Annotated in this window: 21 protein-coding genes; 6 read left to right on the forward strand and 15 right to left on the reverse strand. The window is 71.6% G+C overall.

Annotation, left to right across the window (positions count from 1 at the left end; translation table 11 throughout):
* Positions 1-601: ParB N-terminal domain-containing protein (locus HF519_RS16830; protein ID WP_169413908.1), on the forward strand; the 601-nt coding region annotated here is incomplete at its 5' end.
* A gap of 358 nt (positions 602-959) precedes the next feature.
* Here HF519_RS16830 and HF519_RS16835 read toward each other — a convergent pair.
* From HF519_RS16835 to HF519_RS16870, 8 genes are all read right to left on the reverse strand, one after another.
* A complete protein-coding gene (locus HF519_RS16835) occupies positions 960-2165 on the reverse strand; it encodes an ABC transporter ATP-binding protein (protein ID WP_169413909.1) in 1206 nt (401 codons plus the stop codon).
* A gap of 12 nt (positions 2166-2177) precedes the next feature.
* Positions 2178-3020: a carbohydrate ABC transporter permease gene (locus HF519_RS16840; protein WP_169413910.1), complete on the reverse strand. Its 843-nt coding sequence runs from the start codon at positions 3018-3020 to the stop codon at positions 2178-2180.
* A gap of 3 nt (positions 3021-3023) precedes the next feature.
* Positions 3024-4007 carry a carbohydrate ABC transporter permease gene (locus tag HF519_RS16845; RefSeq protein ID WP_438826403.1) on the reverse strand — a complete coding sequence of 328 codons (984 nt, stop codon included), beginning with the start codon at positions 4005-4007 and terminating at the stop codon, positions 3024-3026.
* Positions 4008-4012: 5 nt separating this feature from the next.
* On the reverse strand, positions 4013-5386 hold the full coding sequence (locus HF519_RS16850) for an ABC transporter substrate-binding protein (RefSeq protein ID WP_169413911.1): 1374 nt from the start codon (positions 5384-5386) through the stop codon (positions 4013-4015).
* A gap of 163 nt (positions 5387-5549) precedes the next feature.
* On the reverse strand, positions 5550-6080 hold the full coding sequence (locus HF519_RS16855) for a YflT domain-containing protein (RefSeq protein WP_169413912.1): 531 nt from the start codon (positions 6078-6080) through the stop codon (positions 5550-5552).
* 537 nt (positions 6081-6617) lie between these two features.
* Entirely contained in the window at positions 6618-7814 is a 1197-nt protein-coding gene (locus HF519_RS16860; protein ID WP_169413913.1) for an acyl-CoA dehydrogenase family protein, read from the reverse strand.
* 76 nt (positions 7815-7890) lie between these two features.
* Entirely contained in the window at positions 7891-8850 is a 960-nt protein-coding gene (locus HF519_RS16865) for an HpcH/HpaI aldolase/citrate lyase family protein (protein ID WP_169413914.1), read from the reverse strand.
* Positions 8851-8970: 120 nt separating this feature from the next.
* Positions 8971-9861, reverse strand: a complete 891-nt coding sequence (locus tag HF519_RS16870; RefSeq protein WP_169413915.1) for a PhzF family phenazine biosynthesis protein — start codon at positions 9859-9861, stop codon at positions 8971-8973.
* A gap of 61 nt (positions 9862-9922) precedes the next feature.
* Here HF519_RS16870 and HF519_RS16875 point away from each other — a divergent pair, with 61 nt between their 5' ends.
* Positions 9923-11227 (forward strand): magnesium transporter MgtE N-terminal domain-containing protein, encoded by a 1305-nt coding sequence (locus HF519_RS16875; RefSeq protein ID WP_169413916.1) that lies wholly within the window; start codon positions 9923-9925, stop codon positions 11225-11227.
* Positions 11220-11858 (forward strand): DUF1003 domain-containing protein, encoded by a 639-nt coding sequence (locus tag HF519_RS16880; protein WP_169413917.1) that lies wholly within the window; start codon positions 11220-11222, stop codon positions 11856-11858. The genes HF519_RS16875 and HF519_RS16880 overlap by 8 nt, the downstream gene beginning before the upstream one ends.
* On the opposite strand, the gene HF519_RS16885 is transcribed toward HF519_RS16880, so the two are convergent.
* Positions 11836-12357, reverse strand: a complete 522-nt coding sequence (locus tag HF519_RS16885) for a MarR family winged helix-turn-helix transcriptional regulator (protein ID WP_438826402.1) — start codon at positions 12355-12357, stop codon at positions 11836-11838. The genes HF519_RS16880 and HF519_RS16885 overlap by 23 nt on opposite strands.
* Before the next feature lie 117 nt (positions 12358-12474).
* Here HF519_RS16885 and HF519_RS16890 point away from each other — a divergent pair, with 117 nt between their 5' ends.
* Positions 12475-13629, forward strand: a complete 1155-nt coding sequence (locus HF519_RS16890; protein ID WP_169413918.1) for an Mrp/NBP35 family ATP-binding protein — start codon at positions 12475-12477, stop codon at positions 13627-13629.
* A 72-nt stretch (positions 13630-13701) separates the two neighbouring features.
* Here the strand turns inward: HF519_RS16890 and HF519_RS16895 are convergent, their stop codons facing one another.
* From HF519_RS16895 to HF519_RS16920, 6 genes are all read right to left on the reverse strand, one after another.
* Positions 13702-14958: an aspartate aminotransferase family protein gene (locus tag HF519_RS16895; RefSeq protein ID WP_169413919.1), complete on the reverse strand. Its 1257-nt coding sequence runs from the start codon at positions 14956-14958 to the stop codon at positions 13702-13704.
* A gap of 208 nt (positions 14959-15166) precedes the next feature.
* Positions 15167-16096 carry an AEC family transporter gene (locus HF519_RS16900; protein ID WP_169413920.1) on the reverse strand — a complete coding sequence of 310 codons (930 nt, stop codon included), beginning with the start codon at positions 16094-16096 and terminating at the stop codon, positions 15167-15169.
* A 90-nt stretch (positions 16097-16186) separates the two neighbouring features.
* The gene (locus HF519_RS16905) at positions 16187-16909 is read right to left on the reverse strand and encodes a GntR family transcriptional regulator (RefSeq protein WP_169413921.1); all 723 of its coding nucleotides are present in this window, start codon (positions 16907-16909) and stop codon (positions 16187-16189) included.
* 44 nt (positions 16910-16953) lie between these two features.
* Positions 16954-17724, reverse strand: coding sequence for a maleate cis-trans isomerase family protein (locus HF519_RS16910; protein ID WP_169413922.1), 771 nt, complete (start codon positions 17722-17724; stop codon positions 16954-16956).
* A gap of 34 nt (positions 17725-17758) precedes the next feature.
* The gene (locus HF519_RS16915) at positions 17759-18526 is read right to left on the reverse strand and encodes a maleate cis-trans isomerase family protein (protein ID WP_169413923.1); all 768 of its coding nucleotides are present in this window, start codon (positions 18524-18526) and stop codon (positions 17759-17761) included.
* A gap of 15 nt (positions 18527-18541) precedes the next feature.
* Complete coding sequence (locus HF519_RS16920; RefSeq protein ID WP_169413924.1) at positions 18542-19048, reverse strand: DUF3830 family protein; 507 nt, start codon at positions 19046-19048, stop codon at positions 18542-18544.
* A 196-nt stretch (positions 19049-19244) separates the two neighbouring features.
* Between HF519_RS16920 and HF519_RS16925 the strand changes: the two genes are divergently transcribed.
* The gene (locus HF519_RS16925; protein ID WP_312860156.1) at positions 19245-20186 is read left to right on the forward strand and encodes a D-2-hydroxyacid dehydrogenase; all 942 of its coding nucleotides are present in this window, start codon (positions 19245-19247) and stop codon (positions 20184-20186) included.
* Positions 20183-21604, forward strand: coding sequence for an amidase (locus HF519_RS16930; RefSeq protein WP_169413926.1), 1422 nt, complete (start codon positions 20183-20185; stop codon positions 21602-21604). The genes HF519_RS16925 and HF519_RS16930 overlap by 4 nt, the downstream gene beginning before the upstream one ends.
* The last annotated feature ends 6 nt before the right edge of the window (positions 21605-21610 follow it).

Raw genomic sequence — 21610 nt, forward strand, 5'->3', positions numbered from 1 at the left:
GTACTTCCGGCCGCGCTCGCAGCGCACTCGGAAACGCTGGGAACGGCTGGCCGTGGCGCAGCGGCGCGGCGAGACGATCCCGCCGATCGACGTCTACCGCGTGGGCGGGCTGCACTTCGTCCGCGACGGCCACCACCGGGTCTCGGTCGCGCACGCGCTGGGCCTGCGGACGATCGAGGCCAAGGTCACCGAGGTGACGACGCGGATCGACCCGAACGGGATCGTCCACCGCGGTGACCTGATCACCAAGGACCTGCGCCGGGTGCTCCTCGACCGGGTCCCGCTGTCCGGCCGGGCGCTGGAGTCGATCACCGTGACCGACCCGTGGAGCTACGCGGAGCTCAGCAAGACCGTGGAGGCCTGGGGATTCCGGTTGATGCAGCACGAGGGCCGCTTCCTGGACCGGGAGACGGTGGCCCGGCGCTGGTGGTCGGAGGAGTTCACGCCGGTCGTGCGCATGCTGCGCCAGGCCGAGCTGATCGGCGACCGCACCGACGCCGAGGCCTACCTGCAGCTGGCCTGCCAGCGGTACCGCCTGCTGCGCACCCACCGCTGGGACGACGAGGTCGTCGACCACCTCCGCAACGACCCCGGCCCCTGACCCGCACGTCACACCCCCACCCGCGAGTCGGGGTATCCCCCTGCGCGAGTCGCGGTATTCCCATGCGCGAGTCGCGGTATTCACGCGCACGAGTCGGGGTATCCACGGCCGCGGCGGGACGTCCACGTCCGCGAGTCGGGGTATTCATGCGCGCGAGTCGTGGCCACACCGCGCACGACTCGCCTGCACCGTCATGGCTTGCGGGCGGAAGTACCGCGACTCGCGCACGCACTGACCGATCGGCGGGTGTGCTGACCCCGACTCGCGGGCGCGGTTATCGCGACTCGCGCGCGGGATTACCGCGACTCGCGGGCGCGGGTACCGCGACTCGCGCGCGGGATTACCGCGACTCGCGGGGTTAGGACGCTGTGGTGGCGGGGGCGTCCTGGCGGCTGGTGAGGTTCGCCCCGCTCGACGGGTCGAAGATCTGGATCTTGTCGGTGTCGATCCAGACCTCGGAACGCCCGCCTTCGGTCGCCGGTGACGCCGCCGAGAGCCGGGTGACCAGCTGCCCGGCGCTGTCGGGGACGTCGGCCGTCCCGGCGTCGGCGGCCAGGTCGGCCAGGTCGTCGGACATCGCCTGCTCGCCCTCGATGGTGAAGTAGGCGAACTTGTCCGAACCCATCGACTCGAGGACGTCGACCTCGGCGGTGAACACCGAACCGCGCGAGCGCACGCTCTCATCGATCAGGGCGGCGTCCTCGAAATGCTCCGGGCGGATGCCCATGATGACCTCGCGGGGAGCGTTCCCCGCCTCCAGGCTGCGGCGCACCGAGTCGGGCACCGCGAGATCGCCGAGCGTGGTGCGCAGCTTGCCCTCTTCCAGCCGCGCGGGCAGGAAGTTCATCGCGGGCGACCCGATGAAGCCGGCGACGAAGAGGTTGGCCGGGTGGTCGTAGAGGTGCTGCGGCGAGCCGATCTGCTGCACCACGCCACCGCGCATCACCACGATCCGGTCACCCAGCGTCATCGCCTCGGTCTGGTCGTGGGTGACGTACACGGTCGTGGTGGACAGCCGCTGCTGCAACTTCGACACCATCGTGCGCATCTGCACCCGCAGCTTGGCGTCGAGGTTGGACAGCGGCTCGTCCATCAGGAACGCCTTGGGGTTGCGGACGATCGCCCGGCCCATCGCGACGCGCTGCCGCTGGCCGCCGGACATGTTGGCGGGCTTGCGGTCCAGGTGCTGGGTCAGGTCGAGGATCTTCGCCGTCTCCTCGACCTTGCGGTTGATCTCCGCCTTGTCGACCTTGGCGATCTTGAGCGGGAACGCCATGTTCTCGCGCACCGTCATGTGCGGGTACAGGGCGTAGGACTGGAACACCATCGCGATGTCGCGGTCCTTCGGCGCGCGCTCGTTCATCCGCTCGCCACCGATCCGCAGTTCACCGTCGCTGATGTCCTCCAGCCCGGCGATCATGTTCAACGCCGTCGACTTCCCGCAGCCCGACGGGCCGACCAGGATGATGAACTCGCCGTCCGCGATCTCGATGTTGATGTCGTTCGCGGCGATCGTGCCGTCGGGATACCGCTTGGTCACCTTGTCCAGAACGATGTCAGCCACTGTGGGTCACACCTAACCCTTCACTGCGCCGGAGGTCAGGCCGGCGACGATCCGGCGCTGGAAGAACAGCACGAAGACGATGATCGGGATGGTCAGCAGTACCGCGGCCGCCGCGATCGAGCCGGTCGGCTCGGCGAACTGCGATGCCCCGGTGAAGTTCGCGATCGCCACCGTCGCGGTCTGGGACCGGCTGGTCGAGGTCAGCGAGATCGCGAACAGGAAGTCGTTCCAGCAGAAGATGAACACCAGGATCGCCGTGGTGAACACGCCCGGGGCGGCCAGCGGCACGATGACCGACCGGAAGGCCTGCACCGGCGTCGCGCCGTCCATCTTCGCCGCCTTCTCCAGCTCCCACGGGATCTCCCGGAAGAACGCGGAGAGGGTGTAGATCGCCAGCGGCAGCGCGAACGTGATGTAGGGCAGGATCAGCCCGGGCCAGGTGTCGAACAGCCCGATCGCCCGCTCGATGTCGAACAGCGGCGACACCAGCGAGATCTGCGGGAACATCGCGATCAGCAGCGAGATGCCGACCAGGACCTTCTTGCCCGGGAAGTCGAGCCGGGCGATGGCGTAGGCCGCCATCGTGCCGATCACCACCGCGAGCACCGTGGAGATCACCGCGATGCCGATGGAGTTGCGCAGGGCGCTGGTGAACAGGTCGATCTGGAAGATCTGGGCGTAGTTGTCGACCGTCCAGCTGCGCGGGATGAAGTTGCCGTCGGTGATGGTGTCGGCCGTCTTGAACGAGAGGCTGACGATCCAGAGCACCGGGATCAGCGCGTAGAGCAGGACGAGCAGGTCGGCCGCCGCCCACCAGCCCTTCCGGCCTGCCCCCGTCCCTGTCGAGACTGCCATCGCTCAGCGCCTCCCACCGGTGTCCGAGCCGGGTGCCGAGGCCCCGAACAGCTTGATGAACAACAGGGCTATCAGCGCGACCGCGATGAAGATCAGGACGCTGATGGCCGACCCGATACCGAGGTTGAAGGCTTTGAACAGGTTGTCGTAGCCGAGCATCGAGACCGATCCGGTGCCGTTGGATCCCTGGGTCAGGATGTAGATGTTGTCGAACACGCGGAACGCGTCGAGCGTGCGGAACAGCAGCGCGACCAGGATCGCCGGCTTCATCATCGGCAGGATGATCCGCGTCAGCCGCTGCCACGGCCCGGCGCCGTCGACCTGCGCGGCCCTGAGCAGGTCGTCGGGCACCAGGGCGAGCCCGGCCATCAGCAGCAGCGCCATGAACGGGGTGGTCTTCCAGACCTCGGCCAGGATGATGATCGCGAGTGCCGAGACCTGGTCGGTCAGCGGCGCGCTGCCTTCGGGCAGCAGCGCCGCCAGGTAGCCCTTGTCCGGTGTCCAGGCGAACTGCCAGCTGAACGCCGCGACCACCGTGACGATGCCGTAGGGGATCAGCACCACGGTGCGGGTCAGCCCGCGGCCGACGAGGGTGCGGTGCATGACCAGGGCGAGGGCCAGCCCGAGCACGAACTCGATGGCCACCGAGACCACGGTGATGATCACCGTGACGAAGAAGGCCTGCCACCAGTAGGCCGAGGTCAGGACGGCCGCGTAGTTGGCGAACCCGGCGAACGCCCGATCCGCCGGGAACCGCAGGTCGTAGCGCTGCAGCGAAAGCCAGACCGCGTAGCCGATCGGATACGCGGTGACCAGCAGCATGATGATCGCGGCGGGGGCGCAGAGCAGCAGGCCGAGGCGGCGCTCGGCCTTCTTTCCCTCGGAGAGGACCGGCTTGCCGCCACGGGCCGGCGCGGCGGCGGGCGGCGCGACGCGCTCGGTGGTCGCCGTGGTTCCCGGGCCCTTCGCCGACGGTTCGTTCACGATCTCGCTCACGGGACCAGCCCCTCCGAATTCTCGGCTCGGGCGACCTGCTCGGCGAGCGTGCCGACCACGGCCTCGGGGTCGATCTGCGCGGGCGGGTTGAGCAGGTCGGAGATGACGATCGAGATGCTCTGGTACGCCGGGGTCTTCGGCCGCACGCTGGCGTTGTCCAGCGAGGTCTTGATGGCCTCCCACGCCGGGTACTCGGCCTGGAACGCGGGATCGGAGTACAGCGCCTCCAACGTCGGCGGGACGCCGCCCTCGACGGCGTTGCGCAGTTGGTTCTCCCGGTTGCGCAGGCACTGCACGGCCTCGAACGCGAGGTCCTTGTGCAGCGACGTGGTGCTCACGCCCAGGTTCAGTCCGCCGATCGTGACCTTCGCCGGGGTGCCGGCCTCGACGGCCGGGTACGGCGCCCACGCGAACTCGTCGATGACCTGGCGGCCGGTGTCGGTCCCCGCGGGGCGGCCCTGCTCGTCGATGAACGTGCCCCCGCCACCACCGTCGGGCGGCGGCGTGTTGATCGAGGCGTAGACGAAGGGGTAGTTGACCTGGAACGCCGCCTGGCCCGCCTCCATCGCGAGCCGGCCGTCGTTCTCCTTCGCCACCGACAGCGACGGGTCCGCCGCGGACGAGGTCGCCACCCGCTGCATGATCGACGCCGCCCGCACCGCCGCGCTGCGGCTGGGTTCCTGGCCGATCAGGACCTCGCCGTTCTCGGAGACGATCTGGCCGCCGGCACTGTTGATCAGCGTGTTGAACCACACCGTCAGGCCCTCGTACTGGGCGCCCTGCACCTCGATGTAGGACGGCAGGCCGCGGGCCGCGAGGTCCTCGGAGGCCCGGATCATCTCGTCCCAGGTGGCGGGCGGGGTGGGCGAGAGGTCCTTGCGGTACCAGAGGATCTGGGTGTTCGTGTTCAGCGGCGCGGCCCACACCCCGCCCTGGTAGGACCCGGTCTCGAGGGGCCCCTCGAGTGTGCCCTCGGTGACCTGGGCCGCGATGTCGGGCGGGAACCGCTCGATCCACCCGGCCTCGGCGAACTCCGCGGTCCAGGTGACGTCGATGCCGATGATGTCGACGGCCGGGTCGCCGGCCACCAGGCGCCGGGCCAGCTGCAGACGCTGGCCGTCCGCGTCCTTCGGCAGCGTCTGTTGGACCACCGTGTACCGGCCGCCCGCCGCGGCCGTGCACGCCTCCGCGGCGGCGGCGTACTGGGTGGCTCCGTCGGCCGGGGTGTAGAAGTTCAGCACCGGCGGACCGCCGGCCTCGGTGCCGCAGCCGGCGATCATGGCCGCGGCCAGCAGAGCCCCGCCGGCCAGGGCGAGCCGACGCCGCCCTCCGCCTGGTCGTCCACGGCGCGGATCGAGCGGCTCCCGCATACCGGCCTCCCGTCGCAGGCCGTCGGGAGCCGCGGAAACCGGCTACACGACGGCGTGTTCAGCCTGTGACACCGGTCACCGGTGCCCGGTAGGGGGAACCTATGTCCGCGTAGCCGTACCCGCAATCGGAGAAACGGGACGAGATCGGAACGAGATGTTCGGGCTAGCCGTTCTGCCCGGACGGGTTCGGGCCCATCGCCAGCTTGGCCAGCAACTCACGGGCCTTCTCGGCGTTGCGCGGCTGGCACAGCACGTCGTAGCGGCCGGCCACCATCTGGCTGGCGGAGGTGAAGTCGCGGCGGCCACGGCTGGCTCCGTAACCGACGGCGGCGAATACCAGTCCGAACAGGAGTCCGCTCGCCAGGCCGACCAGGATCGGACCGAGCGGGTTCGCGCTCGTGCTGAACAGGCTCAGCAGCAGTCCCACGAACAGGCCGAACCACGCGCCCGACGCCGCACCGGAGATCAGTACCCGGCCCCAGGTCAGACGTCCGATGACGCGCTCGACGAGCATCAGGTCGACCCCGACGATCGTCACGTCACGGACCGGGAAGTCGCTGTCGGCGAGGTGGTCGACGGCCCGCTGCGCCTCCTCGTAGGTCGCGTAGGAACCGACCGGCCAGCCGGTCGGCGGGGTGGGAAGGTTGGGCAGCCCGGGCGCGGTTCGCGCGGGGCCGCCGAACGGTGTCGTCACGGACCGTCTCCTCGAAATCGGAACACCTGGGTGTCAGGGGCCCACATCATGTCAACGCGGACCGGTTACCCGCAGTGCCCGGAGGTTGATCACGATCGCAGCACGATCTGCCGCCGGCCAGGGCCGGATGGCAGGAATGCCCTCCTCCCTTCGTCGGGCGGCGCGCCGGGACGGCTGTGCTCCACCTCGCGGTGTGCTTCCGGCAGAACGGCCGTGCGCGTCATCGGTGGCGCGGGTCCGGAATCGACGCGGGCGAGTGGCGGGCACGGGAGCGCCGCGCCTCTCGCGGACGGAGCCCGCTCGGTCGGCGCAGCGAACTCGGCGAAGACCACCGCGCGGTGAGGCCGCGACCGGAAACGGGGACGGTTGCCGACGATCCGTCCGGCGTGCCAGGGCCGGCGGCGCTCGTACGGCGCGACCACATGACGTCGTTCCGGCTGTATTCCCGATGTGAAGGGGCGGGGCCGCGTGCGCGGATTCGGTGCCGGATCGGCCTGAATCGTCGATCACGCGGGCCCCGCCCGGTATCCACCTCGGTCAGCCGCGCTGCTTGTACTCCCGCAGCAGGCCCCGGCTGATGATCGTCTTCTGGATCTCGGAGGTGCCCTCGCCGATCAGCAGGAACGGAGCCTCGCGCATCAGCCGCTCGATCTCGTACTCCTTGGAGTAGCCGTAGCCACCATGGATGCGGAACGCCTCCTGGGTGACCTCGGCGCAGTACTCCGACGCGATCAGCTTGGCCATGCCGGCCTCGACGTCGTTGCGGTTGCCCGAGTCCTTCAGCCGCGCCGCATTGACCATCATCAGGTGCGCGGCCTCGACCTTGGTGCCCATCTCGGCCAGCTTGAACGCGATGGCCTGGTGCTCGGCGATCGGCTTGCCGAACGTGCTGCGCTGCTGGGCGTACTCGGCTGCGAGCTCGAAGGCCCGGATCGAGATGCCGCAGGCGCGCGCGGCCACGTTGACGCGGCCGACCTCGACGCCGTCCATCATCTGGGCGAAGCCGCCGCCGCGCTTGCCGCCGAGGATCTGCTCCCCGGACACGCGGTGGCCCTTGAACACCATCTCGGTGGTGTCGACGCCCTTGTAGCCCATCTTGTCGATCTTGCCGGGGACGATCAGGCCCGGCGCGACCTCGCCGTAGCCGGTCGGCTTCTCGACCAGGAACGTCGTCAGGTTCTGGTAGGGCTTGGGCCGGCCCTCGTCCGTCTTCACCAGGACCGCGGTGAGGTTCGAGGTGCCGCCGTTGGTCAGCCACATCTTGGCGCCGTCGATGACGAAGTCGTCGCCGTCCTGCACGGCCTTGGTCTTGATCGCCGCGACGTCGGAGCCGAGGTCGGGCTCGGACATCGAGAACGAACCGCGCACCTCACCGGTGGCCATCCGGGGCAGATACTTCTGCTTCTGCTCCGCGGTGCCGTGCTGACCGATCATGTACGCCACGATGAAGTGGGTGTTGATCACGCCGGAGACGCTCATCCAGCCGCGGGCGATCTGCTCGACGACGAGGGCGTAGGTGAGCAGCGACTCGCCGAGACCGCCGTACTCCTCGGGGATGGTGAGCCCGAACAGGCCCATCTCCTTCATCCCGTCGACGATGTCCTGCGGGTAGGTGTCGGCGTGCTCGAGCTCGTTCGCGTACGGGAGGATCTCCTTGTCCACGAACGTCTTGACGGTGGACAGGATCTCCTGCTGGATGTCGGTCAGACCGGCGGTCTGGGCGAGCCGGGCCATGGTTCCTCCTGGGCCGAGTGTGGGGGTGTGCGGGCGAGACCGTCAGGGCCGTTGGTCCGGTCCTGACGGGCAGGCCTCACGCCTCCGGGGGCGTCCACCTGTTCGTGCGCTCCATACCGGCGGCCCGGCCCTTCCCGGAGATCACCAGCGCCATCTTCCGCGACGCCTCGTCGATCATCTCGTCGCCGATCATCGCCGCGCCGCGCTTCCCGCCGGCCTCGGAGGTGTACCACTCGTAGGCGTCGAGGATGTTCTCGGCGTGGTCGTAGTCCTCCTGCCGCGGGCTGTAGGTCTCGTTCGCGGCGTCGATCTGACCGGGGTGCAGCACCCACTTGCCGTCGAAGCCCAGCGCGGCCGACCGGCCGGCCACCCGGCGGAACCCGTCGACGTCCTTGATCTGCAGGTACGGGCCGTCGATGGCCTGCTTGTCGTGCGCCCGCGCGGCCATCAGGATGCTCATCAGGATGTGGTGGTAGGCGTCGCCCACGTCGTAGCCGGGCGGCTGCTCGCCCACGACCAGCGACTTCATGTTGATGCTGGCCATGAAGTCGGCCGGGCCGAAGATGATGGTCTCGACGCGCGGGGACGCGGTGGCGATCGCGTTGACGTTGGTCAGACCCAGGGCGTTCTCGATCTGCGCCTCGATGCCGATCCTGCCGACCTCGTAGCCCATGGTCTTCTCGATCTGCGTCAGCAGCAGATCCAGGGCGACGACCTGCTCGGCCGTCTGCACCTTGGGCAGCATGATCGCGTCGAGGTTGGCCCCGGCGCCCTCCACGACCTCGGTGACGTCGCGGTAGGTCCACTCGGTGGTCCAGTCGTTGACCCGGACGACCCGGATCCTCTCGCCCCAGCCGCCCTCGTTCAGCGCCGCGACGATGGTCTTGCGGGCGCCCGGCTTGGCCAGCGGCGCGCAGGCGTCTTCGAGGTCCAGGAAGACCTGGTCCGCGGGCAGCGTCCGGGCCTTGTCGATGAACTTCTGGCTCGATCCCGGCACCGCGAGACAAGAACGGCGGGCACGGTTACGGGTACTCACAGGCAGACTCCTCGTCGAGGTCGGCGCGGGTTGCAGAGATGCTGGCACGTCGGTGGCGCGGGAGCGCGCTTGGGTGATTGGTTTCTCACCCAAGCGAGGTGAGCGGTTGTTACCGATGGGTCACCCCGTGGTCGTCTCCGGCCCCGGGGTCGCCACCAGCTCGCCGCGGGCGACCGCAGCCACCCCGCCCCCGACCGACGTCTCCACTGCCGCCCCACCGCGGGCGCTCACCTGCACCTCCAGCCGCGACGGCCGCCCGATCTCGGCCCCCTGGGCGATCGTGAACGCGGACTCGCCCTCCGGCGCCAGCAGCCCCCGGTCGACGAGGTACACCCCGAGCGCGACCGCCGCCGAGCCGGTCGCCGGGTCCTCGGGAACGCCGCTGCCGGGCGCGAACATGCGCAGGTGGACGTTCTCCGCCCGCTGGTCGACGCTGAACACCACCACCCCGGTCAGGCCCGCCGCGAGGTTGCGGACCGCGGCGGCGTCGCACTCCGCGCGCGCGACGGCCTCGGGCCGCACCGGCAGGAAGACGTACGGGACACCGGCCCCGGCGATCCCGGGTGCCGCGGCGCCGTCCACGTCGTCGGGTGACAGCCCCACCGCGACCGCGAGCAGGGCCGCGTCGACGTCCTGCCCGACCTCCGGGGCGCCGCCGGACACCCGGGCGCCCGCCGCGTCGACCCGCACCGGGAGCAGCCCGGCACCGCACTCCTGCACGACGTCACCGGTGCCGATCACGCCGTCCCTCGCGAGCACCCAGGCCGCGCCGACGCTGGGATGTCCGGCGAAGGGCAGCTCGAGCGCCGGGGTGAAGATGCGCAGCCGGTAGTCCGCACCCGGCTGCGTCGGCGGCAGCGGGAACGCGGTCTCGGACAGGTGGAACTCGGCGGCGATCGACTGCAGGGCCGCGGTGTCCAGGTCCTCGGCGCCGTGCACGACGGCGAGCTGGTTACCGGCGAAGGCCCGGTCGGTGAACACGTCGACCACGTCGTAGCGCAGGTTCGTCACATCCGAAGACCCTAGGGTGACCAGCGCAGACGCGTACCGGCGGCGGTTCTACGCTGGGAGCATGGGCGCGGCGCGGGTGTTCGTGGCACGGATGGCGGGCCTCGCCGTCTTCGGTCCCGACGGCGAGCGCATCGGCAGGGTGCGTGACGTCGTCGTCTCGCTGCGCGTCGACCCCAGCCCGCCCCGGGTGCTCGGGCTCGTCGTCGAGCTGGCCACCCGGCGCCGGATCTTCGTGCCGATGCTGCGGGTCACCTCCGTCGACCCGACCGCCATCACCCTGTCGACCGGGTCGGTGAGCCTGCGCAAGTTCCACCAGCGGCCGAACGAGGCGCTGGTGATCGGTCAGATCCTCGACGCCCCGGTCAGGATGCTGGACTCGGGCGAGGAGGCCGTGGTCGTCGACGCCTCGATCGAGCCGACACGCTCGCGGGACTGGGTGGTCGAACGGCTCGCGGTCCGGCCCCGGCGCACCCGGCTCACCCGGCGCAGCCAGGTCAACGTGGTGCCCTGGAGAGCCGTATCCGGCCTGACGCTGTCGGACCGTCAAGGCACCGAGGGGCTGCTCTCGGTGTTCGAGACGATGCGCCCCGCCGACGTCGCCGCCGCCCTGTCCGACCTGCCCGCCAAGCGCCAGCACGAGGTCGTCGACGCACTCGACGACGAACGGCTGGCCGACGTCTTCGAGGAGATGTCGGAGTCCGACCAGCGCACCCTGCTGGCCCACCTGCACTCCGAACGGGCCGCGGACGTGCTGGAGGCGATGTCCCCCGACGACGCGGCGGACCTGCTCGGCGAACTGCCCGACGACGAGTCCGACCGGCTGCTCGCGCTGATGGAGCCCGAGGAATCGGCCCCGGTCCGGCGCCTGCTGCGCTACTCCTCGGACACCGCGGGCGGCCTGATGACGCCGGAGCCGATCATCCTGCGGCCCGACGCGACGGTCGCCGAGGCGCTCGCGCGCATCGCGAACCCCGACATCCCGCCGGCCCTGGCCAGCATGGTCTTCGTCTGCCGGCCCCCGTCGGAGACCCCGACCGGCCGCTACCTCGGCTGCGTACACGCCCAGCGGCTGCTGCGCGAGGCGCCGTTCGAGCTGGTCGCCGGCATCGTCGACAGCGAGCTCGCACGGCTCACCCCGGACGCCACCCTCGAGGAGATCACCCGGTACTTCGCGGCGTACAACCTCGTGGCCGGTCCGGTGGTGGACGCCGAGGACCACCTGCTCGGCGCGGTGACGGTCGACGACGTGCTCGACCACCTGCTGCCGGAGGGCTGGCGCGACGAGATGACCGAACCGAGCGAGGGCTTCGTCGGCGGTCAGGACACTGCGAAGAGCGGGATGGCCAGGGGGGTCGACCATGCCTGAGCCGTACTCGAACCGGCGCCTGGATCAGCCTCTGGTCGGCCGCCGGCGCTTCGAGGTCGATCCGGACGGCTTCGCCCGGATCTCCGAACGGATCGCCCGCTTCCTCGGCACCGGCCGGTTCCTGGCCATCCAGACGGTCATCGTCGTCATCTGGATCACACTCAACCTGTTCGCCGTGCAGATGCAGTGGGACCCCTACCCGTTCATCCTGCTGAACCTGGCGTTCTCCACCCAGGCCGCGTACGCCGCGCCACTGATCCTGCTGGCCCAGAACCGGCAGGACGACCGGGACCGGGTCGCGCTCGAGGAGGACCGGACCCGCGCGGCGCGCACCAAGGCCGACACCGAGTACCTCGCCCGCGAGCTGGCCGCGCTGCGGCTGGCGATGGGCGAGGTCGCCACCCGCGACTACCTGCGCGGGGAGCTCGACAAGCTCGCCGACCGGATCGACCGCAGCAGCCGGGACGGCAGAGACGGCAGAGACAGCAGGGACGGCCGGGACAGCCGGGACAGCCGGGACAGCCGGGACAGCCGGGACAGCAGGGACAGCTGGGACAGCCGGGACAGCCGGGACACCGCCGACGGCGACGGGCGGACGCGCAGCAAGGTCAGCCGGCAAGCCGGCGACTGATCCGCTCCAGGGTGGCCAGGTCGTCCGGCTCCAGCCGGACCGCGAAGTGCCGGAGCACCCCGAGCAGGTGCGTCCGCGACGCCGTGCGCAGCCGGTCCAGCCCGGCGTCGGTGAGGCGCGCCGCGACACCGCGGCCGTCGGACTCGACCCGCAGGCGCTTGACGAGGCCGGCCCGCTCCAGTCGGTCGACGAGCCGGGTCACCCCGGAGCGCGACAGCAGCACGGCGTCGGCGAGCTCGGTCATCCGCAGCCGGCGATCCGGCGCCTCGGCGAGCTGGACGAGCACGTCGTAGGACGCCAGCGACAGCCGCTGCTCGGCCACGAGCTCGGATTCCAGGGTCCGGGTGATGGTGGCGTGCGCGCGCAGGAACGCCCGCCAGGAGGCGAGCTCGTCCGGCGTGGGAACGGCCCGTCGCGGCGCCGGCCGTTCCTCCGGTCCCTCGTCGTCGGGCCGCCCGTCCGGCGTGGCGACCGGCCGGGTATCGGCGATGTCCGTCACGTCTGAAGATGCTACGGCGCGGGGCCGGTCAGAGGCGGACGTAGCATGGGCGGCGAGTCGCCGCGGCCCAGCGCTGCGGGCCGCAGATGTCGCAGGGAAGGTCCAGCGGAGAACCTGATGTCCGTCATCGGAAACGCACAAGCCGACACCATCGAGCAGGCCGTCCGGGCCGCTCTGACCAAGGTCGAGGACCCGGAGATCCACAAGCCGATCACCGAGCTCGGCATGGTGAAGGGTGTCGCGGTGTCGCCGGACGGCATGGCACACGTCGGCGTCTACCTCACCGTCGCGGGCTGCCCGATGCGGGAGACGATCACCTCGCGGGTCACCGCCGCGGTCTCGGCGGTACCGGGTGTGCGCGAGGTCCAGGTCGAGCTGGACGTGATGAGCGACGAGCAGCGCACCGCGCTGCGGCGTTCGCTGCGCGGCGACGCCGACGAGCCCGTGATCCCGTTCGCCCAGCCCGGCTCGCTGACCAGGGTCTACTGCGTCGCGTCCGGAAAGGGCGGGGTCGGCAAGTCCTCGGTCACGGTGAACCTGGCCGCCGCGATGGCGGCCCGCGGCCTGTCCGTGGGCGTGGTCGACGCCGACATCTACGGGCACTCGGTGCCGCGGATGCTCGGCACCACGGCGCGGCCCACCAAGGTCGAGAACATGATCATGCCGCCGCAGGCGCACGACGTGAAGGTCATCTCGATCGGCATGTTCGTCGAGGGCAACACGCCGGTGGTCTGGCGCGGGCCGATGCTGCACCGGGCGCTGCAGCAGTTCCTGTCCGACGTGTTCTGGGGCGATCTCGACGTCCTGCTGCTCGACCTGCCCCCGGGCACCGGCGACATCGCGATCTCCACCGCGCAGCTCATCCCGAACGCCGAGCTGTTGGTCGTCACCACCCCGCAGCAGGCCGCCGCGGAGGTGGCCGAGCGGGCCGGGTCGATCGCGCTGCAGACGCGGCAGCGGCTGGCCGGCGTCGTGGAGAACATGTCCTGGATGGAGATGCCCGACGGCTCCCGCGTGGAGGTCTTCGGGTCCGGCGGCGGGCAGACCGTGGCCGACTCGCTGACCCAGTCGCTCGGGGCGCCGGTGCCGCTGCTCGGTCAGATCCCGCTGGAGACGCGGCTGCGCGAGTGCGGCGACACGGGCACCCCGATCGTGCTGGCCGACCCGGAGTCGGCGTCGGCCAAGGCGCTGCGTTCCGTGGCCGACAGGCTGAGCACCCGCGCCCGGGGCCTGGCCGGCATGTCGCTGAACATCTCCCCGGTCCGCAAGTAGCCCCCGCTCACCACGAACGACCCTTTCGTTCGAGCCTATGTCCGTTCGTGGCGTTCCGGGGCGTGGGTGGGATCAGAGGGTCGCGTCGGTCACGGCCTTGGCCCACAGTCCGACGCCCTCGTCGACCTGCTCCGCCGTGACGATGAGCGGCGGGATCATCCGGACGACGTTGCCGTATGCGCCGCAGGTCAGCAGCAGTAGGCCGTGGGCGGCCGCGGCGGCGTGGGCCCGGGCGGCGGCCTGCGGATCGGGCCGACCGTCGGCGGTCGTGAACTCGTTGCCGACCATCAGTCCCAGCCCCCGGACGTCGGCGATTCCGGGATGGTCGGCGGCGACCCCGCGCAGGCCCTCGAGCAGTCGCCGGCCCTGCTCCGCGGCGTTGGCGACGAGGCCCTCGGACTCGATGACGTCGAGCGTGGCGAGCGCCGCGGCGCACGACACCGCGTTGCCGCCGTAGGTGCCGCCCTGCGATCCCGGCTTCGCCTTCGCCATCAGCTCGGTGGGGGCTGCGATCGCCGAGAGCGGGAACCCGCTGGCCAGGCCCTTGGCCGTGATCAGGATGTCGGGCGTCACCGCGGCCGCGTGCTGGTGGCCCCAGAACCGCCCGGTCCGTCCGAAGCCGGTCTGCACCTCGTCGACGATCAGCAGGATGCCGTGCGCGTCGGCGCGCTCGCGCAGTCCCGCCAGGAACGCCGGCGGGGTGGGGACGTATCCGCCCTCGCCGAGCACCGGCTCGATGAGGAAGGCCGCGACGTCGCCCGCCGGAGCGGTGGTGACGAGCTGGCGGTCGAGCTCGGTCAGGGCGAACCGGACGGCTTCCTCCTCCGACCACCCGTAGCGGAACGCGTACGGGAACGGCGCGAACGCGACACCGCCCATCATCGGCCCGATCCCGGCCCGGATCTTCGCCCCGGAGGTGGTCAGCGCCGCGGCGCCCATCGTGCGGCCGTGGAAGCCGCCGTCGAACGCGACGATCAGCTGCCGTCCGGTGGCGTGCCGGGCCAGCCGGACCGACGCCTCGACCGCCTCGCTGCCGGAGTTCAGGTAGAAGACGCTGTCGAGCCCCGCGGGCAGCACGTCACCGAGCCGTTCGGTCAGGCGCAGCAGCGGCTGGTGCATCACCGTCGTGTACTGGCCGTGGATGAGCGTGCCGGCCTGTTCCCGCGCGGCGGCCACGACCTTCGGATGACAGTGCCCGGTGCTCGTGACGCCGATCCCGGCGGTGAAGTCCAGGTACCGGCGGCCCTCGGTGTCGTAGAGGTACACGCCCTCGCCGCGGGCGACCAGGACCGGCGTGGCCTGCTTCAGAACCGGGGACAACTGTGCCATGCGCGTGCTCCCAGGATCGGGGGTCGTCGAACGGGCTCACAGATTGTCAACTTGTCGACAATCTGCATCGATCGAACCATGCGCCCTCCGGCGCGGCAAGGGGTCACTCGCTGCCGATGACCGACCCGGCCCCATCAGGACCGCCTGGGCTCTTCGACCACCTGCCGCTGCCGCCCCGGCCTCACCGGGCCACAGGCGATCGTCACGATCAGGTCAGCAGGGCCACCACACCGATCATCACCGGCACGCTCAGTACCGTGGTCGTCAACGCCGCGTCCCGGGCGAGCACCACACCCTGGTCGAAGCGCACCGCGTAGCCGAACACGTTCTGCGCCGTGGGCAGCGCCGCACACACGACCACCGCGAGCAGCGCGTGCCCCTCCAGACCGAGCACCACCGCGCCGACCGACAGGGCCAGAGCCGGGTGCCCGACGCTCTTCAGCACGACGACCGACCACAGCGACGCCGCGGGCTCCCCCCTCCCGGGCCTCGCGGCACCGTTGAGGGAGATCCCGAACGCCAGCAGCATCGCCGGCACCGCGAGGTCCGCGATCAACTGCACCGGCGCGAGCAGCGTTTCCGGCGGCTGCCACCCGGAGATCGCCACGAACAGCCCCGCGAACGTCGCGAGGGCGATGGGGTTGCGCAGCGGAGCCGTCAGCGTGCGCGGCCAGGACGGCCGCTCACCCATCGACCGCTCGCCGAGAACGTCGAGGACCGTCGTGAAGACGGGGGTCAGCACGGCGAGCTGGAACAGCAGCACCGGTGCGACCTCGGTGGCGTTGCCGAGCGCGTAGGTCGCGATCGGCAGGCCCAGGTTGCCCGCGTTGACGTAGCCGCTCGCCATCGCGCCGATCACCGTCTCCCCGGCGGGACGGCGTCGCAGCACCCCGATCGGCACGTAGAGCAGGCAGGCCAGCGAACTGGTCACGGCCGTGACGACCAGCGCCTCGGAGAACACCGCCGGCACGTCGGCGCCGGCCAGGGTGACGAACAGCAGCGCGGGCGTGGCGACGAAGAACGCGGTGCGGGACAGGACCTCGGTGGCCGACGCCCCGAGCGTCCCCGAGCGGCCGATGACGTAGCCGACGCCGATGACCACGCCGATCACCAGGAAGCCCTCGACGACGCCGTTCACTCCGCGGTCACGTCCACGCAGCGTACGGACGCGCCGACGGTCCCGCCGGGCCCAGACCCCGGCCCGAACGGTGTTATCCGCTCACCGGGGTCAGGCCGGGACCGCGGGAGGCGGCCCCAGGGGGAGCCCCGCGCCGGCCGGTCCACCCCCGGCCGGCCCGAGGATGCGGTCCACCGCGTCGGCCATGTGCGCTTCGAGGGTGGCGACCAGCCGGTCGGCGTCGCCGTCGTGCACGGCGTCGCGCAGCACCCGGTGCTCGACGAGCAGTTCCTCGGCGGGCGGCGCGGTCTGTTGCAGGGCGGCGAGGCACATCCGCGTCTCCACCAGCAGCGCGTCGGCCATCCGGCGCAGCCGCGGGCTCCCCGCGGCGGCCACCAGCTCGGCGTGGAAACCGTGGTCGGCGTCGGCCAGCGCGACCGCATCGCCCGCCGCCGCGGCGGCCTCCATCGCGGCCAGCGCCGCGGTCAGCCGCTCCGTGGCCGCGCTCCGGTCGCCGTCCAGGATGAGCATTCCCGCAGCGCGCTCGACCGCCGTGCGCGCGAGGTACACGTCGCGGACGTCGGCGGCGTCGAGATCCCGGACGAACAGCCCCCGGTGCCGCTCGCTGCGGAGCAGCCCCTCGGCCACCAGCCGCTGCATCGCCTCCCGCAGCGGCCCACGGCTCACACCCAGCCGACCGGCCAGCTCGACCTCGCCCAGCTGGGTGCCGGGCGGGAAGGTGCCGCGCATGATGGCCTGACGGATCCGGTCGGCCACGATGGCCGCCGTGGAACGCCGGCTCACCGGCTCCAGATCGTGCAGGTCCAGGCCCATGCCCTCTCGTGCCCCTCTTCTCGTGTGCGGGTGCGCCCTGCACCTCACCGGCGGCCCCGGCGGCCGCCTCGGAACCCGGCGAACAGGGTGCCGAGGCCGCCGCGCGGCCGGTCGGCCCCGGCCAGCCGCAGCCCCTGCCACACGCTCACCTGGTTGGCCGTCAGCACCGGCTTGCCCACCCGGGCTTCCAGCGCGTCGAGCAGTTCCACGGTGTGCAGCGCGGTGTCGGGCAGCAGTACGGCCTGCGCGTCGGTGTGGTCGGCGGTCGCGGCGAGGTCGAACACCGGGTCGGCGGGCAGGGTACCCACCTCGGCCGCGGTGACGATGCCGCGGGCGGACAACCGCAGCGCGGTGACCCCGGCCCTGGCCAGGAACGCCACGAACCGCTCGGCGACGTCGTCGGGGTAGGTGGCGCCGACCGCGACCCGAGTGACCCCGAGCCGCTCGCACGCGTCGACGAAGGCGAACGAGGTGCTCGACGCCGGCACCCCCGAAACCTCCTGCAGCGCTGCGACCTGGGCCGTCGCTCCCTCCCAGCCGAACACGAAGCTCCCGCTGGTGCACGCCCAGACGATCGCGTCGAGCGGCCCGCCGGCCGCCACCGCCCGGGCACCGGCGGCCAGTACCTCGTCGCCACCGATATCGAGCAGCGCATCGACGCGATGGGCGTCCTCCCGCATCTCGGTGTGCACCAGCGGCAACCGGGTGCCGTCGCCGAGCAGCTTCTCGGCCCGGGGGTAGTCGTCCTCGGCGGAGTGACCGGGGTAGAGGATGCCGACGGTCGGGGGTCCGGTGACAGCGGTCGGATCAGTCATGATTGTCGGCAATCATACAAATCTGCACCCTCCGTCAAGCCGCCGAGAGCCGGCCCGTCGCGGCGAGCAGCCGGCCGCCGCCGACCGCGGACCGGCCGATCGCCCGCAGCGCCGCCCACATCGTCACCTGGTTCGCGGTCAGCACCGGCTTGCCCAGTGCCTGCTCCAGCGGCTCGATCACGTCGTAGGTGGGCAGGTTCGTGCAGCTGATGAACAGCGCGTCCGCGTCGGGCCGGTCGGCCGCCGTGACGATCTCGACGACCTCGCCGTAGGTCACCCGCCAGATGTTGCCCAGCAGCCCGAGGCCCTCGCTGGAGACCGTCTCGACGTCGTGTTCGCGGAGGTAGCGGACCAGTCGCGCGGTGACGGCGGCGATGTACGGCGTGGCGATGGCGAGCCGGTGCACCCCGAGCACCCGCAGCGCCTCGGCGAGGGCGCCGGAGGTCGTGGACACCGCCGGCGCACCCGCCTCCAGCATGGTCCGACGCAACACGTACTCGCCCTGCGTCCCGCCGACGAAGCTGCCGGACGTGCACGCGAACGTGACCACCCCGGGCTGCGGGGTGAGCACGTCCCGGGTGGCCCGGCGCAGCGCCCGGCGATCGCCCACCGCGACGGCCATCTCGACCGTCACGGGGGTGGTGAAGAACGGCAGCCGGGTCAGGTAGAGCGACACGTCGTCGGGCGCCCAGCGCCACAGCTCGCGGTCGAGGGCGAAGTCGAACGGGGCGACGACCCCGATTCCTGGATTGGTCGCGTCACCGTGCGGTTCGACGAGCCCCACGGACAGCTCGGTCGGCATGGCCCGCCTCCCCGGTCAACGCACGTCGGAACGCTCGGTGAGCCTGGAGTAGACGAGCCGCTCCCCGACGCTGCCGGAACGCCAGACGTCGTGGCACGCCTCGGCCATGGCGTCCAGGCCCTCGACGATCGTCGCGTAGACGTTGCCGGGCACCCACCCCACGTCGCCGTTGAGCAGCAGGTTGTTCCGCCCGTAGAAGATGGCCAGGTCGACCACCCCGGGGAGATGGTCGATGCCCTGGTCGGCCTTGAAGGACTGGTCGAGCATCCCGCCGGAGAACGAGAAGTACACGACGTCACCGGGGATCGGGGTGACCGTGGTGTTCTCGAAGCCGATCTCCTCGCCGAACCGCGGGACCATCGTGTACACCTCGTTGCGGGCGTACTTGGCGTGCTGCGCGTCGCCGCCGAGCGGCAACGCGTCCCAGACCGCGGCACACGTGCGCGGGGCGTCCTTCTCCAGGAGTTCGGCCACGCACGACACGCCCCGACGGGCGAGCGAGATGCTGATGAACTTCGACAAACCGACCACCCCGCGAGCGCTGTGTTGATGAATGAGGTTCACTTCCGTCGTGCCACCGTGCGCCAGTGCCGCGGATTGTTGACAATCATACGAGCGGTTCCTAGCGTGTCAATGGCCCCGACCGGCTCCGCGAAAGGACCCAGGGTTGCCTGTTTCCCCAGGTCAAGGGGGTAATTCCAGCTCCCCCACGATCGCGGTGCTGCATGCCGTCGACCGGCCGCCCGCGCTCGCCGAACACGCCTGCGGGGCCGAGCTGCGGTTCGCCACCGACGACACGCTGGCCGACACGCTGCCCGGCTGCGACGCACTGTTCGTGTGGGACTTCACCTCCGACGCCGTGCGCGGCGCCTGGCCCGCGGCCGACACGATGCGGTGGGTGCACACGGCCAGCGCCGGTGTGGACCGGCTGATCTTTCCCGGGCTGGTGGACTCCGACGTCACCCTGACCAACTCCCGAGGCGTGTTCGACACCCCGATGGCGGAGTACGTCCTCGGCGTGGTGCTCGCGTTCGCGAAGGACCTGCCGCAGACGCTGCGGCTGCAGGACCGCCGCGAGTGGCGGCACCGGGAGACCGAGGGGATCGCCGGCCGGTGCGCGGTGGTCGTGGGCAGCGGACCCATCGGCCGGGCGATCGCGCGACTGCTCACCGCCGCCGGACTGCAGGTGCGCCTGGTGGGCCGCCGACCGGCCGACGGCGTGCACGGCATCGACGAGCTCGACGCACTGCTGCCCGAGGCCGACTTCCTGGTACTGGCCGCACCGCTCACCGACCGGACGCGTGGCCTGCTCGACGCCGCCGCGCTGGGGCTGCTCAAGCCGACCGCACGGGTCGTCAACGTCGGGCGCGGGGCGCTGGTCGTGCAGTCCGACCTCGTCGACGCGCTGGCCGCCGGACGCATCGCCGGCGCGGCGCTGGACGTGTTCGAGACCGAGCCGCTGCCCGCGGACTCCCCGCTGTGGGGCATGCCCAACGTCATCGTGTCCCCGCACATGTCCGGCGACACGGTCGGCTGGCGGGACGCACTGGTCGAGCTGTTCGCCGACAACCTGGCCCGCTACCGGGCGGGCACCCCCCTGCGCAACGTCGTCGACAAGGCGCGGGGCTACGTCACCGGGAACACGGGAGGGTCCGCATGAGCGCCCCCGCACGCACGACCGCCGACCTCTCCGCCACCGATCTGCTCGCGGCCTACCGCGCGGGGGAACTCTCCCCCGTGGAGGCCACCCGGGACGCGCTGGACCGCATCGACCGGCTCGACGGCGCGGTCAACGCGTTCTGCCTCGTCGACGCCGAAGGCGCGCTGGCCGCGGCGCGGGAGTCGGAGCAGCGCTGGCGGCACGGCGAGCCCCGGGGGCTGCTGGACGGCGTGCCGACCTCCGTCAAGGACATCCTGCTGACGATCGGCTGGCCCACCCGGCGCGGTTCCCGGACGACCCCGGCCGACGTGATCTCCGAGGTCGACGGCCCGCCGGTCGCCCGGGTGCGCGAGCACGGCGCCGTGCTGCTGGGCAAGACGACGACCCCGGAACTCGCGTGGAAGGGCGTCACCGACTCGCCGCTGACCGGGGTCACCGGCAACCCGTGGGATCCCGCGCTGACCGCGGGCGGGTCCAGCGGTGGCAGCGCCGCGGCCGTCGGGCTCGGGATGGGCGCGCTCAGCCTGGGCACCGACGGCGGCGGTTCGGTCCGCATCCCGGCCGCGTTCACCGGGACGGTGGCGCACAAGCCGACCTACGGCCGGGTCGCCCACCATCCGGCCAGCCCGTTCGGCACGCTGGCCCACGTCGGGCCGATGACCCGCACCGTCGCCGACGCGGCGCTGCTGCTCGACGTGATCTCCGGGTTCGACGCCCGCGACCCCTGGGCGCTCCCGGCACCGGCCCGGTCCTTCACCGAGACGCTGGCCGACGGCGTGGCCGGGCTGCAGATCGCGGTCAGCCCGACGCTCGGCTACGCGACCCTCGACCCGGAGGTGGCCGCAGCGTTCGAGGCCGCCGCGGACACGTTCGCGGCGCTCGGCGCCACGATCGAGTACGCCGACCCCGGCTTCACCGATCCCGTCGAGGCGTTCGAGGTGCTGTGGTTCGTCGGCGCGGCCAAGACGATCGAGCGCCTCGGCCCCGAGCAGCGCGCGACCATGGACCCGGGGCTGGTCGAGATCGCCGAGCAAGGCGCGCAGGCGAGCGCCCTGGACTACCTGGCCGCGATGGCCGTCCGCAACGACCTCGGCTCCCTGATGGGCGCGTTCCACCGCGGCTACGACCTGCTGCTCACCCCGACGCTGCCGATCCCGGCGTTCCCGGGCGGGGTCGAGGTGCCGCCGGGCTCGCCGGCGCCGCGCTGGACGTCCTGGACGCCGTTCACCTACCCGTTCAACATGACCCAGCAGCCCGCCGCCAGCGTGCCGTGCGGGTTCACCACGGCCGGCCTACCGGTGGGCCTGCAGATCGTGGGTCCCCGGCACGCCGACGGGATGGTGCTGGCCGCGGCGCACGCGTACCAGCAGGCCACCGACTGGCACCGCCGCCGCCCCCCGCTCCTCGAACCGCGCTGAAGCGCC

This window comes from Pseudonocardia bannensis, assembly GCF_012911875.1.
Lineage (GTDB): Bacteria > Actinomycetota > Actinomycetes > Mycobacteriales > Pseudonocardiaceae > Pseudonocardia > Pseudonocardia bannensis.